Raw genomic sequence first — 13,263 nt, 5'->3', positions numbered from 1 at the left:
TGAGCGGGGCTGGTCGTGTCAGGGCTCATCGGGGCTCGCTCCCGGAGCCGGAAGGGACGCCGCACCGGTCGCGGTCAGGGCATGGCGCAGTAGTCCGCGGTAGCTCGCCTGGAGCAGGGGTTTGCCGATCTTCAGCGGGTCGGTGCCCTTGTAGGCAGGGGCGTACCAGCTCTTCAGTTCGTACTCGGCGATCATCGGCTCGGGCTTGCTCAGCATCTGGCCGGGACGGATCTTGCGGTTCTTGTCCGGGCAGTGCCAGTCGGAATCGCCGTCGATGATGGCGACGAGGCTGGAGACGAATCGTTGCCGGCTGATCAGAGACCCGGACGGGGACGCCCGGAGGAACCAGCTCTTGAACAGGTCGTAGAGGAACGGGAATGGCAACAGGTCCCAGACGAACAGCTCGCGGAGCTCCTCCCAGAAGGACCTGACCGGGTCGTTCACCTCTTTGTACTCGGCGAGTACGGCCTTCGTCGCCACAGGCTCCGAGAGCTGGTAGTAGTTCCCCGGATCTGCGGCTCCGGCACGATTGATCGCGTACCACAGCGCGTACTCGAGGACCTCTGTGCGCTGTAGGTAGTCGTCCTTGATGTACTTGCGTTCTGAGCCGCTGAAGCTCTTTGTGAAGGGCACGAAGAGCTGCCGGCGGTAGAAGCTCTCGGACTTGTCCTTGGCTTTCGGGAATTCGTTGAGGCACTGCACCATGAAGCCGAGGAACTGGAACGCGATCGGCATCCGGTACTTGCGGTTGATCTGGATGACGTCGCCGGTCACGATCGCCTTGAGGTTGGCGGCCTTGTCGATGAGTGTTCCTACGTCGTTCTCGTCGACGATGATCGCGTTGGCCCTTACGAGTGGCTCCAGCGCGAAGTCCTTGCCGAAGTCGGACAGTGGGATCGAGGTGTGGGTACCGTCGCCGACCAGGTTGCGCATGAGCGCACAGAGCGTGCCCTTGCCGTTGTTGCCGCGCTCGCTGTAGAACCACGCGGTCTTGCCCCAGCGAACATGGGGCCGGACGATCGCGCCGATGATCTCCCAGATCAGATCGGCCAGTCCTTCCTGGCCGGGCTGGTCGAACATTTCCTCTAGCCAGGCGACGATCTCCCAGTCCCCGTCCTCGGGGTGGGTGATGACCTGCGGAGGCGCATCCTCGACGTAGTCGACGCGGCTCTTGGAGAGAAAGACGATGGCTGGGTCGAAGCGGTGGACCTTCTTGCCCTCGAAGTGGAACGTCCGGCCACCGATCTCGATGTCGCGGTCGGCTGTGCTGTACAAGACGATGCCGTTGTTGACGGCAAGCAGATCCCGGTGCGCACACCGCTGGGTCCGAGGGCTGTCCTCGCGCAGGATCGCGAGGACCTCTTTGAAGTCGTTCAGGGTGAGCTGGGTGTCGTAGCGTCTCGCAGTCGTGCGGAGGTCGTCTTCGCTCACGGTGTAGGTGCCGCGATTGACTCCGGTGGCGTTGTACATCGCGAGTAGGTCGTACTCGCGGTCGGTGTCCTTCGCGTTGGGCGCGATCCGGATGACATGGTGCAGGCGCAGGAGTATCTGCGCGATCTGCCAGCAGGAGAGGCGTCTGGCCAGTGGCAACCGGCCGTCACCCTTGGGGATCTTGACGTTCTCGGCCTTGATGATCGCGTTGCTGGCGGCAAGCAACTCCTGCTCCAGTAGCCGAGGGGTGGGTGCAGCGTCCAGGTCGAGGCCCGACAAGTAGGTGGTCGTGACATGAGTGACGATGAGGTTCTGCGGTGCCGCGGCTTGCGAGCGGCGGTCGAAGAAGTCGAGCAACTCGGTCAGCAGGGTCGCGGTTCTCGTCACCGGCGGCGAGGATCCGGTATCGCCGGGCGAGACGGACGAGCCGTTGCCCGTGCCGGAAGTGGTCATGCGTCGCCTCTTCGCATCGTGATGGAGACCCGTCGGCAGGGGGTGGGAAGCCGACACGGTTCGTCTCTGAATGGAACGTGTCCACCGACCCTATGTCATTCGAATGATTATCTGCAATCCATTGAATGATTATCTGAATGACTATCTGCACCCATGGGCGGGCTGCGTGGGCCGGAGTGCGCAGTCCGTGCAGCCAGGGCTGCTCGACGTCGAGCGGGCCCCTAGCAGCACCCGGGGGCGGCGTCAGCCGCCCGAGTTCGTCCCAGTGGGTCCGCTCGTCGGATGCGGCGGGACGTGGGAGGCGGCAGGCCCGGGCAGATCCTGGGCGCCCTGGGGCAGCGAAGGCTGTACCACGTCAAGTGGTACAGGCGTTTCCGCAGGTCAGATCGTGTTTCTGCGGGGCTTCTACCCGGGCTGTACCACTTCCCAAATTTGAAGTGGTACAGACAGAACGCCAGGTCAGGTGGGGTTTTAGTGCCCCTGTACCAGAGGTACCAGAGATTTCAGACCTGACATGCGCATGCCTGCGGGTGCGCCTGCGACCAGTCCGGGGTTCTCAGCCGGGCCCCACTCCCCTGCGACGCCACCGCGACGGCGGGACTCGGTGTCTCGGCCGTCCCACTGCTAGAGGACGGTGCCAGATCGGTGGTACCTCTGGTACATCGGGCCGAAATCCGCGTCTGACCAGGACAAACGGGTGTACCACGGGAATGTTCGCAGTGGTACGGGTGACTCGTGCTGTCGAATCCCAGGCCATGCGTTTCCCCAGGTCAGACCGCGGTTCGTGAGGTGTACCAGAGCAAGTGGTACATCTGGCAGCGATCTGCTCTGAACAAAGGTGCCCCGGACGAGACAGGAGGTCTCATCCGGGGCAGAAGAGCCGGCAGTAGCCGGCTTCGGGGTGGTAGGAGATGGCCGGCAGCAGTTCTCATCTTGCCGGGCAGCTGTGGGTGGACGACTGCCACTGCGGTCGGCCACTCGCAAGGGGAGGGTCATGGATGACTATTCGGGCTCTATTTGGATCACATCTGCATGATCTATTGATGGTTGTCGAATGATCTTTGATTCCGCTACGATGACAAGCAGACGGCAGGAGACTGTCGCCGTCGCCGTCGCTCTTGGCGGATGGAAACGTGAAGAGAAGGACCGGAGGGTATTCCCCGTGGGAAGGGATCCCTTCGGTCCTTCTCGTATGTCCTGCCCGATGCACGATCTGCGTCCGGTCACCGCCGGATCAGTACCGCGGCCGTCTCCGGCGTGAACGTCAGCTTCTGAAGATCGTGCTGGTACTCCGGGTACGGGGCGTCGGGTCGTTGGGTGCGCGAGCCGGTCCGCTCGATCACATAGACGATGTCGTAGGTGACCGAGTAGTTCTGGTTGCTGCGCACATAGTCTTCACGCTTGTCGAGCGTGATGGTGCTGAAGCCTTCGACCTGGTTCAGCTTCCGGTAGAACCGGCCAACCTTGCGCCTGGCACGGCGCTCGGCCTTGTCGCAGGACAGACCCCAGGCAGTGATGCGGTAGATGTGGGTGTAGCCGATGTCGAAGGTTGGGAAGTACTTCGCGCTAGCAAAGGCCAGACGGGATTTCGCCCTGAGCGTCGGCAGCAGCGCCGGAGCCATCAGCTCGCCGTCCGCGTAGACGCAGGTCTCGATGACAGCCATGATGATCAGCTCCTTTCGCTGCACTGACCGGCCAGCAGGCCGGCCGAACTCGGCTTTCCACTGTCCCCCGGTGACCGGTTTCACCCCGGTCACCCGGGCCTCGCCGCGCTACCTCGCGACCGGACTCGCACGAACAGGCAGGCGAGGCACCCAACCCAGGCCGCGCTGATCACCGTGACGCCGACCGGTGTCGCCAGCGCCTGGACGGCGTCCGGTGGAACCAGAGCTGCGGCAAGGTTGTACGCCGAGTGGAGAGCGACGACCTGCCAGAGCCCACGGGTGCGCTCGGCAATTAGTGCGAGCACGAGCCCTAGTGGCGCCGTCGCCACCGCCTGGACGAGGTTGCCGTGCATACAGGCGAAGATCAGCGACGTGAGCACTGCCGACGTCATGACACCTACCTGCTTGCGCAGCAGGGGATAGGTGAGCCCCCGCAAGAGTGCCTCCTCGCTGAGCGGGGCCACCACGAGAGTCAGCGTGATCACCAGCACCTGAGCCGACGCCTGCTCGGCTTCGCGGTGCCGGTCGAAGCCAGGAGACCCCACCAGCCCATAGAGCATGAGCGCGATCGTCTGACCAGCCAGAAATGTCACTGGCATTGCGAGCAGCACCCAGCGCCAGAACCCCGGGGATCGCTGCGTTCCGTCCATTGGCCCAGGTCCGGGATCGAAGGCGAAGGATCTGGGCCGCAGGTAGCGCGCGCAGCCAACAGTCACCGTGATGATCGTTCCGACGGCGATCGTGGCAACGACCGGGTTCCGGATCCACACCAGGACGAGCGCGGCGAGCAGGATGTACCCGCCGGGAACGCCGAGCATCACGAGCACGCACCAGCCGATGCGGCGCGATGCCGCGAGAGGCGGCTCGGTCCGCGGTCTTCGGTCAGTCTCGGTGGTCGTCACAGCGGCTCCGTGATGACCACCTGGAGACGGGTCTCGCCCATGAACGTGTTGAGCTGGAGTCTCCCGAGGAAGCGCAACGCCTCCAGATCGTGGCTGGTAGCGGTCTGAGCAAGCCTGTCATGGTGCTCCTCCGCCGCGTTCCACCACAGGCAGGCAAGACCGGTGCCGGTGACGAGTCGCAGGTGCTGCTTCTCGGTGCCGATCCGGTCCACCCTGAATCCGTCGAGCGCGACTTCGAAGACCGGCTCGACGAAGCCGTGGCCGAACGGGCGCAGTGTCTCGATACGGCGCACCAGCTCGATCAGTGGTTCGACGTCGGTCAGTGGTGCGTCGCACTCGGGGCCTGGACCGAGCATGAGGTCACTCACCGGCCCGATCGAGTCTGCGGCGGCGAGCATTGCGGCGCGGGTTGCGCTTTCGAGGATTGCCGAAAGCTTGTCGAGCGCTGCGGCGGTGCGCAGTTTCACGCCACACGCCTGCTGGTGACCGATGGCCCAGAGGTCCTCATGACCCTCGAGCGCGGCGATGATCTCGAACCAGGCCGGGGCCCTGCCAGACCCGCTCACCGGCTCCGACGGCGTCGCCGGCCGGTTCAGCACGACGACCGGGTGACCGTGCTTCTCCATCATCTGGTTGGCCAGCAGGCCGTACATGCCTGCAGGGGCGGCAGAGAAGTAGACCCATGGCGCCAATGGCTGGTCGCCGTCGGCCAGCTCGGCCAGGTGCTCGACGACCAGTTCCTTGCGGCGTTCGTTGTTCGCGATCACCCGTTGAGCCGCTGCGAGCTTCTGGTTCGTGGTCGGGCTCGTGAACACGGCGAAGCAGTCGGACAAGGGTGTGCCGATCCGCCGGGGGCTGTTCATCGCCGGGGCGACATAGAAGCCGTAGAAGCCTTCGTCGATGTCGTCGACGCTTCGGACCTTGCCTGCCTGCGCGAAGGCCTTCAAGAGGACCGCGAAACCCTCGAACGCCGCCAGGTACGCCGCATCGTGCTCACCAGGCTGTGCGGCAAGCAGCTGCAGGAGCGTGGCTTTCTGGACATCGATGCCGTCGGGATTCGGGTCCAAGCCGCCATAAGGGTTCGGAACCGTCCTCGGCGCGGCCGCGCTCAGCAGCCGGGCGATTGAGAGCGAGTCCCGCACCAGTTGCCTGTTCTCGTACAGCACGGGCATGACGTCGGACACGGTACCGAGGCCGGCGAACAGGCGTAGCAGGCGAATGGCCCAGCGCTTTGATGGCTGGTGTGCCGCGGTATAGGCCTCCAGCACCTGGTAGAGAACGTGGGCGCCGCAGATCCCACGCAGAGCGTAGGTCTCATCGAGGCGGCACGGGTCGACGGTCACGTCGGCTGCGCTGCCGGGAGCGAGTTCCTGGTGATGGTCGGTCACCAGGACCTTCCACCCCAACGCCTGTGCGGCGCGCACACCGGCATGGGAGTTCACTCCCCCGTCACAGGTGAGCAGCGTGGTCGTCTCCGGGTAGTGCCGGTGGATGTCGGCGATGTCCTCGATGGTCAGGTCGTGCCCGCGGCCGTAGTCGGGGATGTAGAGGTTCACCTCGAACCCGAGCTCCTTGAGCCCCGCGAATCCGAGAACGCCAGAGGCAATGCCGTCCATGTCGAAATCGGGAGCTACGGTGATTGTGCCTCCCGAACGACGGACGCCTTCAAGCGCGGCCACCATAGTTTCGAGGTCCTTCAGCGCGTCGTGCTTCTCGCAGTCGATGGCCTTGAGGTACTCGTCGGTCCAGCCCCTGCGCTGGCGCAGGAGCGCGAACAGGTCGGACCTGGTTCCGGCACCCTGCCACTGGCGATCGGAGTCGACGAAGGTGGGGGTTGTGGTCATCATCATGTCCTTGCTGATCGAATGATCGTCTAATGCGATTTTAGCAGCGCGAACCTCTTCTTGATGCTGTTATCACATCATCTTTGCTTAATCTATAGGAATCGTCATCCAATGACTTTTCATAGATCAGTCAGTGGTTTATGGTCGACACCATGGCTAAGCGAAGCGTCGTCGAGTCGGACCTCAGTAAGCGTCCGAATGCCGCGACAGTCACGTTCGCGGTCGGTGACGAGTGGTATGAGATCGACCTCACCGCCAAGGAGCGGCGCGAGTTCGAGGCAGATCTGAAGAAGTACGTCCAGGCGGGCCGCAGAGCCGAGCCGAGGAAGCAGCGGCAAGTTCCGGAGATGACTCCCGAGGAGCGCGAGACGATCCGGGCCTGGGGTCGGGACAACGGCTTCAATGCCCAAGGCATGGGCCGGATCAGCAAAGAGTTGCAGGCTGCCTACGACGAAGCGCACGGGATCGACACGGCCAGCCGCAAAGCAGCGCCGAAGCCGCGTCGGAGCGCCGGGCCTGAGGTCCCCGCGATGACTCCCGAGGAACGGGAGACGATCCGGGCCTGGGGCCGGGACAACGGCTTCAATGCCCAAGGCAGGGGGCGGATTAGCAAAGAGTTGCAGGCCGCCTACGACGAAGCACACGGGATCGCCCGGGAGAGATAGCCCCCGGTACGACCCGAACCGATCGTCGCCTTGGGCTCTGAATTCGAGTCCGCAGCGGGCGTAGGCCTATCGGTCCGGCTCCAACATCACACCGGACGCAGCGAGGGATGCATCACGTCGAAGGTCTCGATGCCTGCCTGGATGGCTCGGGTCCGGCAGTCAACGGTGCCATGGGAGAAGTGCCCTGCCACCAGCGGCATGAGCTGTTGGTCGTGCGATTGCGGGCATCGCGGCCTGCGGCACAGGTCGAGGAAGGCCGTGCAACGCACGGCGCTGCCCTGCTTTAGCAGGGCCACGACGAGGTCGACCATCTGCTGGTTGCGGATGAAGCCGGCCCTCTTGCCATAGGTCTTCCAGTCGGCGGGAACGGGCAGAACCTCGAACCCCTCGGCCCGCCACAACATCTCAGCCATGGCGTCCGCGCCGCGACCGTCACGATCTGCCGGACAGTGCCCGGACACCAGCAGCGGGCTGGTCACGCCCGACGGTCCCCAGCCTTGCCAGCCCTCGCGGTAGGCGGCACGCATGCCGATCTCGTCGTCCCAGCTGCGCGCGCCGGTGACCAGGTCGACGTGTGAGTACACGGGGCTGCGCGGGTTGTTCACGATTCGCGCCGCTGCGGCATCGTCTGGAGTGACGTGGGGCATGGTAAATCCTCTCGTGCGATGAATCATCTGCGAGACGTGTCCTGCTCAGTTGCGACTGGCAGGCGGGTACAGGAGGACGTCGACGCCGGCCTCGGCGACCGGCGTCAGAGATTCGACGATGCGGTTGGATACGTCGCTCCAGTCGAGTCCTCCGAGGCCGCAGCCAAGAGGCGGGATGGCGATTGATCGGGCTTGGGATTCGATGATTACCTGTCGAAGGGCGACGAGCCCCGCTTCGATCCACTGGAGCTTCGATGGGTCGCGCCAGTGTTCTTTCGTGGGGAAGTTCGCGACCATCACTGTGCGCGGCGAGTGTGTTTCCACGATGTGCACGTCGATGGATCCTATGGACACGAGAGCGGACTGGCAGCGATCGCGGTAGGCGGCGAACATGCTCGGGTAGCGCTGTTTGAACTGCAGGGCGAGACCGGCGCCCATGACTCCTCGTGTGTTGACGGCATTGACGAGGATGTCTGCGCCACTGCCGAACAGGTTCGTCCCGGGGGGCTGCAAGATGATCGGCATGATGACTCCAGCATTCAATCGGTAGCGGGCTGATGGCGTGCCTGGCCGGCGGCGCATGCCCTAGTCGGCTGCTGACGCTGAGACCTCATAGGCCATCACGTGCGCAACCGTGTCGATGCATCCATGTCTGTCGACCAAGTGCTCATACACGACGTGCTCCAGGTTGCGGCTGCGCAAGATCGAGTCGCAGTCAGGTACAGGGCATTCGACTGCAATCGTGATCAGAGAGACGTCGGTGGTCACCAGGCACGCTCCCGAAGGCGAGCCGGTCGACAGGGGACGGCTCTCAGCTGATGCGTCACGTGCGTGCGCTGGTGTGAGGCATGATTCACGGAACTCTCCTCAGGGGTACAGGAACTGGGCTTGGCCCGACTACTCCTGTTCCGTCCCGTGCCAGCTCTGCTGGCTCTGAGCCGTTTCAGCTAGCTCGAGGTCGTCGCCTCGGCCGCTCACTCGATGCGCCCGCAGGGCATCCATTCATCGATTGCTGGCGACGAGCGCGGCGGCTCATCCATGCCATCTGGGCATGCCGAGCGCAGCGAGGTCAGGGAGCGCCAGCGACCGTTGGAACCTGTCGGCTATGCCGACCAACACGTCCTCGGAGCGCAGCGCAGAGGGCCGAGCGGAGCGAGGTCTGCTGGACACGTGTTGCCAGGTTCCCTTATGCCCTTTTTCTTCTCCGCCTTCTGTTCCACGTCCGGAGCGTTAGCGGAGGACTGGAACGCTGGTGTATCAGGCGAAATCGTTGGTACGTACCGGTCCGGACTCTGGGTCATCTTGCGTGGAGCGCGTGTACGGTCCGGTGCTGTTTCGCCTGGTCTTGGCCCTCTGATGCTGTTCGCTCTGATCGGCGCGCGTGGCACCGCCGTACGGATGCGTCTTCGCAGTCTCGCGAGGTACGAGCGGCGCACTCTTCCTCCGTCTGTACGGATGCTCGCCTTGGTGGGTCTTCTAACCGCCTACGGCTCCGCAATACCTTGCCGCTAGCGGCTACCACAGCGGCGCCACAGGGTGGTCCGACGCTCTATCGCTGCGGTGGTTGGCGCTGTGGATCCACAGGCTGTTGCGCCGCGCAGCGGTTTGCCCCCTCATCGTGTGCCGGAGTTCGATTGGGCTCTTTTGGGCCGGCATCCGTGACGGTCGTCGGCATCGCTCGTACGACGGCTGTCGTTCCGGCACTCGTTGCATCGCGCCCGAGGTGGGCCGCAGGCCCTTCACAGCTACTGCGCAGCAGTCGTGGGCGCATCAAGAAGAAGGCCCCGAGCGCAGGGCTTGGGAGTGCCGCCCGGGACTCATCCGGTCTCCGTATGGGCCCAGTCCCGTCCAGATCTCGCCTTAATGGCGTGCGTCCCTGGGCTGTGGGAGGACCGGGGCGCATCGCGGTCTGCCGCCGGTCCCGTCGACAAACGTCAGGCGTTGCGCTCGGGGTCGATGCTGGGCATCTGCTGGACCAGGGCCTGAACCGGGGCGGCCCGGATACCAGGCCTGTCCCCTATTGGAGCGCTGACAAGACCATCAACGGGCCACGGCAGGAGCTGGCGGGTGGGCTCGGCTGGGTCTGATCGACGTCCTTGCCGGGCCCCGAGGTGACCCCGAACGAGCATAGGTCTTTAGATGGTCTTTAAAAGGTTTGCAAAAGACCATTAAATACTCATAGGATGAGCATCGGATAGAGGACTCAGGGGCGACCTGGCCGAGTCCCGTAGACGAGGCCGAGGAGAGTGCACGGATGACCAAGACCAGTCAGCCAGAGGCGGCAGATCCGCGGCGGCTTCGCTGGAGCGTTCCCGCAGCAGACGTCTCGGTGAACCAGTGGCTCGACCTCCAAGAGAACATCTCGGGCTCGCTCCGGCTGCTGATCCGCGAATCGATCGAGCGCGATGGTTACATCGACGTCGTCAACAAGCCGGTAGAGCAACTGCTCCGCCCCGGACAAGCCCAGCCGGGCGCTACCGCGGCAACGAAGCCGGCCCACCTTTCGCAGGCGGAGTCCGTCGTTCAGCGAGGCGAGCCACACAACCAGCTGAGCGATGCACCGCCGGCAAAGGCACACGACCATGCGTCTTCGACCGCGGATCGACTTTCCGGGCCGGTCGAGTCCGCCGATGAACCCGCGGCTGCACCGGCAGCCACAGCCGCGCAGCACGAAGCGCCTGTGGTCCGGGAGCAGGTCTCCATCGACGAAATCATGTCGTCCACCCGCCGGTAGTCCAGTGCCCGCCGCAGTGCCGCAGATCACCAGACCATGCAAAAGAAGGATCCAGACATGAGCGCAGAGACCATTACCCTTACCGGCGGTATCGACGTTGGCAACGGCTACGTGAAGGGCGTCATTCGCAACACAGAGACCGGCGTCTTCGACGAGATCGACCTCCCGTCAGCGGTCGTGTCAACGACCCGTCAGAACCCGAAGGTGCCGCTCCCGGACGCGACCGCCGCCGAGGTGCTCGGCGATGATGCCGCAAAGGCTGGCGATGATTTCTACAACCGGCTCGACTGCACGATGACCACTCCTCTGATCGCCGCCAGCGACCGCCGCATCTTCGGTCGCTCGTCGCTCCACGCGCGCGGGTCGAAGTTCACCGAGTTCGAGGTTTTGGGCAAGCACAGCAAGGTCGACCAGGAACTCGCCAAGGTGCTCGTGCTCGGCGTCTTCGCAGCCAAGGCGCTGCGCGACCACGTTCGTGCAGCGGGCACTCTTCCCGACCGCGAGCTGCGTGTGAGGATTCGCGCCGGTCTGGCTCTGCCGATTTCTGAGTTCGTCGCGCGCCGCCATACCTACGCCGCCGAGTTCATGGGCGCTGCCGGCACTGCCGCGCCAGTGGTGCACCTGGTCACGATCAAGAACTTCTCGACGCCGGTCTCGGTTCGTCTCGAGTTCGTCGACGTCCAGGTGATGGCCGAAGGCGCGTCGGCCCAGTTCGCCATCACCGACAAGGGCGAGCCGCTCGCGCAGGCCCTTCTCGACGATCTCCGCGGCCGCCAAGGTCACCTCGCCGAGGACGTCACCGCTGCCCACCTGGTGGCGGTCCGCAACACCATCGGCGTCGATGTCGGTGAAGGCACGGTCAACTTCCCGGTCTTCACCGACGGCAGGTTCAACCCCGAGGCGGCCTTTACGCTCGAGCAGGGCTACGGCACCGCGCTCATGAACGCCATGGAACGCATGAGCGAGTCGGACTCCACATTGCAGTTCACGTCACGCAAGCAGCTCGCGGACTTCCTCCAGGGCGAGCCCTCAATGCTGCAGAAGGGTAGGCACGAGCGGGCGGCCGGGTTCGTGACCGATGAAGCGAGGTACCTGGTCGATGAGATCGTCTCGGCATTCGGTGACGTTCTCTCCCAGGCCGGCGCGACGACCGAGGTCGTCTACGTCTACGGCGGCGGCGCTGGACCGGTCCGCGAGCTGCTGCACCCGGCACTCCTGCAGGTGGCCGGCGACATTCCGGTGCTTTATCTCGACTCGAGCTACTCGCGGCACCTCAATCGCGAGGGCATGTACATTGCCGCGCGCCACGTGGAGATCGGCAGCATGGCGCAGAACGAGACCACTGCTGAGGTGGCTGTCTGATGGTCCCGCCTGTCCTCATGCCGCATTTCGACGATGGCGTTGGCGGGCCTGCATCGTGAGTGGCTACCGGGAGATTGTGAAGCTGCTCGAGGCGAACGCCGGCGCGAAGCGTATGTCGGAAGTGTTCGACGACTTCGTCGAGATGTCCGCTCTTGCTGTCCGGAACGCGGTGGATTCCTGGGGGTACGACGAGCGCGAGGAGCAGTACCTGCGCGTTGCGGGTCGCTACGACCGCGAGGAACTGAACCGCTTCGCGCACGCCCTCGCGCTCGTCGTGAATGCGATGGCGGAAGCACCGTGCGACGTACTCGGCCGTCTCTACATGGAACTGGAGCTCGGCAATGGCCGCCTCGGACAGTTCTACACCCCCTACGACGTCGCCAGGCTCATGGCAGGGATGCAGATCGACGCGATTGCCGAGCGGGTCCGATCCCAGGGTTTCGCGAGGCTGTACGAACCGGCGTGTGGAGCAGCCGCGTTCATCGTCGCCATCACTCAGGAGATGCGGACCGCCGGATTGAACCCCCAGACCCAGCTGCACGTGACGGCAGAGGACATCGCACCCCAGGCCGTCCACATGGCCTACATCCACCTGTCGCTGCTCCATGTTCCCGCGGTCGTGCACCGCAGAAACACCCTCACCATGGAGACGTTCGACAGCTGGCGAACACCGGCGCACATCCTCGGCGGATGGGGCTGGAAGTTCCGCCATGCCGACGCGGTGGAGAGAGCGCAGAAGCTGCTCGACTCGGCGCCGCAGTCCGACAGTCCTCCGTTCACCACAACGCCGTGCAGGACGGCTCCAGGCTGCGCCGACCTGGATTCGGGTCGTAGCCGACGGCTTCTCCTGTCACCGCCAGGTGACCCGATTGGCAAGCCCCTGATACCTCTGGGGACGGCTCGATAGACAGACGGCCTCAGCGAAAAAGAAGCCCTCCCGGATCAGAGAGATCCAGGAGGGCTTCTTCGGGGGAAACTAGGTCGTTGAGCTGTGACGTGCGCGGATGACCATCAGCAGCTCGCCGAGCATATTCGTACCGGGAGTCTGCTCATGCCTCGGGCAGAAGCACGAGCCCCAGTACTGGTTGTAGTCAGGCTTTGAAGCTGACCGTTGACCGTTTGAAACTGTGGATCAGCGGAGACCGGCGATGGTTGTGATCGGGTGCTATGTGCGGTGTCTGGACCGTGTATCGATCCTCGTGACCTTGCTGGCGGCTTCGAGCCGTTGGGTGAGTCGAGCGTTCTCCAGGGCCAGCCGCTGGATGTGGGCGGCGGCGAGCTTGATGTGGTCGGAGAGATCTCGGTTGGCTCGACGCAGTTTCGCGTTGCGTTCGACAAGGCGGTCATAGCGGCTGGCGCCGCGTGGCTGATCCTCTGGAGGGGGTGTGGTTCGAGCGGTGCCGATCTCGCTGGCGATGGATGGGAAGTGGCGGCGGAAGGTCGTGTTGCTGAGCCCGAAATGACGGGCGAGAGCAAGCACGCTCGGACGCCCGCCGGTCTGCTCCGCGCGGTCTAGCTGCTCGCGCAGCACTTTGCGGACATGGACTTCCGAAGGAACGTC

At 64.3% G+C, this 13,263-nt stretch carries 11 protein-coding genes; 4 read left to right on the top strand and 7 right to left on the bottom strand.

Annotated elements, in window-relative coordinates:
• Positions 1-18: 18 nt before the first annotated feature.
• The 4 genes from E1261_RS00490 to E1261_RS00475 all read right to left on the bottom strand — a co-directional run bounded on the left by E1261_RS00490 (position 19) and on the right by E1261_RS00475 (position 6,294).
• Positions 19-1,884, bottom strand: a complete 1,866-nt coding sequence (locus E1261_RS00490) for a DNA primase family protein (protein ID WP_132399933.1) — start codon at positions 1,882-1,884, stop codon at positions 19-21.
• A 1,223-nt stretch (positions 1,885-3,107) separates the two neighbouring features.
• A complete protein-coding gene (locus E1261_RS00485) occupies positions 3,108-3,548 on the bottom strand; it encodes a hypothetical protein (protein ID WP_132399930.1) in 441 nt (146 codons plus the stop codon).
• Positions 3,549-3,637: 89 nt separating this feature from the next.
• On the bottom strand, positions 3,638-4,450 hold the full coding sequence (locus E1261_RS00480) for a CPBP family intramembrane glutamic endopeptidase (protein WP_132399927.1): 813 nt from the start codon (positions 4,448-4,450) through the stop codon (positions 3,638-3,640).
• Positions 4,447-6,294, bottom strand: coding sequence for a DHH family phosphoesterase (locus tag E1261_RS00475; RefSeq protein WP_238175923.1), 1,848 nt, complete (start codon positions 6,292-6,294; stop codon positions 4,447-4,449). The genes E1261_RS00480 and E1261_RS00475 overlap by 4 nt, the downstream gene beginning before the upstream one ends.
• A gap of 152 nt (positions 6,295-6,446) precedes the next feature.
• Between E1261_RS00475 and E1261_RS45835 the strand changes: the two genes are divergently transcribed.
• Complete coding sequence (locus E1261_RS45835; protein ID WP_202874227.1) at positions 6,447-6,959, top strand: Lsr2 dimerization domain-containing protein; 513 nt, start codon at positions 6,447-6,449, stop codon at positions 6,957-6,959.
• Positions 6,960-7,045: 86 nt separating this feature from the next.
• On the opposite strand, the gene E1261_RS00465 is transcribed toward E1261_RS45835, so the two are convergent.
• On the bottom strand, positions 7,046-7,606 hold the full coding sequence (locus E1261_RS00465; RefSeq protein ID WP_132399918.1) for a hypothetical protein: 561 nt from the start codon (positions 7,604-7,606) through the stop codon (positions 7,046-7,048).
• A 45-nt stretch (positions 7,607-7,651) separates the two neighbouring features.
• Positions 7,652-8,131, bottom strand: a complete 480-nt coding sequence (locus tag E1261_RS00460; protein WP_165952287.1) for a macro domain-containing protein — start codon at positions 8,129-8,131, stop codon at positions 7,652-7,654.
• Positions 8,132-9,860: 1,729 nt separating this feature from the next.
• On the opposite strand from E1261_RS00460, the gene E1261_RS00455 reads away from it, so the two are divergent.
• The 3 genes from E1261_RS00455 (at position 9,861) to E1261_RS00445 (ending at position 12,609) form a co-directional block, all read left to right on the top strand.
• Entirely contained in the window at positions 9,861-10,340 is a 480-nt protein-coding gene (locus E1261_RS00455; RefSeq protein ID WP_132399912.1) for a hypothetical protein, read from the top strand.
• Positions 10,341-10,397: 57 nt separating this feature from the next.
• A complete protein-coding gene (locus E1261_RS00450) occupies positions 10,398-11,702 on the top strand; it encodes a ParM/StbA family protein (RefSeq protein WP_132399909.1) in 1,305 nt (434 codons plus the stop codon).
• Between the two features lie 76 nt (positions 11,703-11,778).
• Positions 11,779-12,609, top strand: a complete 831-nt coding sequence (locus tag E1261_RS00445; protein ID WP_238175922.1) for an N-6 DNA methylase — start codon at positions 11,779-11,781, stop codon at positions 12,607-12,609.
• A gap of 258 nt (positions 12,610-12,867) precedes the next feature.
• Here E1261_RS00445 and E1261_RS00440 read toward each other — a convergent pair whose 3' ends face one another.
• Positions 12,868-13,233, bottom strand: coding sequence for a hypothetical protein (locus E1261_RS00440; RefSeq protein WP_132399903.1), 366 nt, complete (start codon positions 13,231-13,233; stop codon positions 12,868-12,870).
• Between the last annotated feature and the right edge of the window lie 30 nt (positions 13,234-13,263).

Source organism: Kribbella albertanoniae (assembly GCF_004348455.1).
GTDB lineage: Bacteria > Actinomycetota > Actinomycetes > Propionibacteriales > Kribbellaceae > Kribbella > Kribbella albertanoniae.
This window is presented reverse-complemented; position numbering and strand designations above follow the sequence as displayed.

Coding starts and splice junctions, on each gene's coding strand:
- E1261_RS00475 (WP_238175923.1), bottom strand. CDS start 6,294: ATGACCACAACCCCCACCTTCGTCGACTCCGATCGCCAGTGGCAGGGT.
- E1261_RS45835 (WP_202874227.1), top strand. CDS start 6,447: ATGGCTAAGCGAAGCGTCGTCGAGTCGGACCTCAGTAAGCGTCCGAAT.
- E1261_RS00490 (WP_132399933.1), bottom strand. CDS start 1,884: ATGACCACTTCCGGCACGGGCAACGGCTCGTCCGTCTCGCCCGGCGAT.
- E1261_RS00455 (WP_132399912.1), top strand. CDS start 9,861: ATGACCAAGACCAGTCAGCCAGAGGCGGCAGATCCGCGGCGGCTTCGC.
- E1261_RS00485 (WP_132399930.1), bottom strand. CDS start 3,548: ATGGCTGTCATCGAGACCTGCGTCTACGCGGACGGCGAGCTGATGGCT.
- E1261_RS00465 (WP_132399918.1), bottom strand. CDS start 7,606: ATGCCCCACGTCACTCCAGACGATGCCGCAGCGGCGCGAATCGTGAAC.
- E1261_RS00460 (WP_165952287.1), bottom strand. CDS start 8,131: ATGCCGATCATCTTGCAGCCCCCCGGGACGAACCTGTTCGGCAGTGGC.
- E1261_RS00450 (WP_132399909.1), top strand. CDS start 10,398: ATGAGCGCAGAGACCATTACCCTTACCGGCGGTATCGACGTTGGCAAC.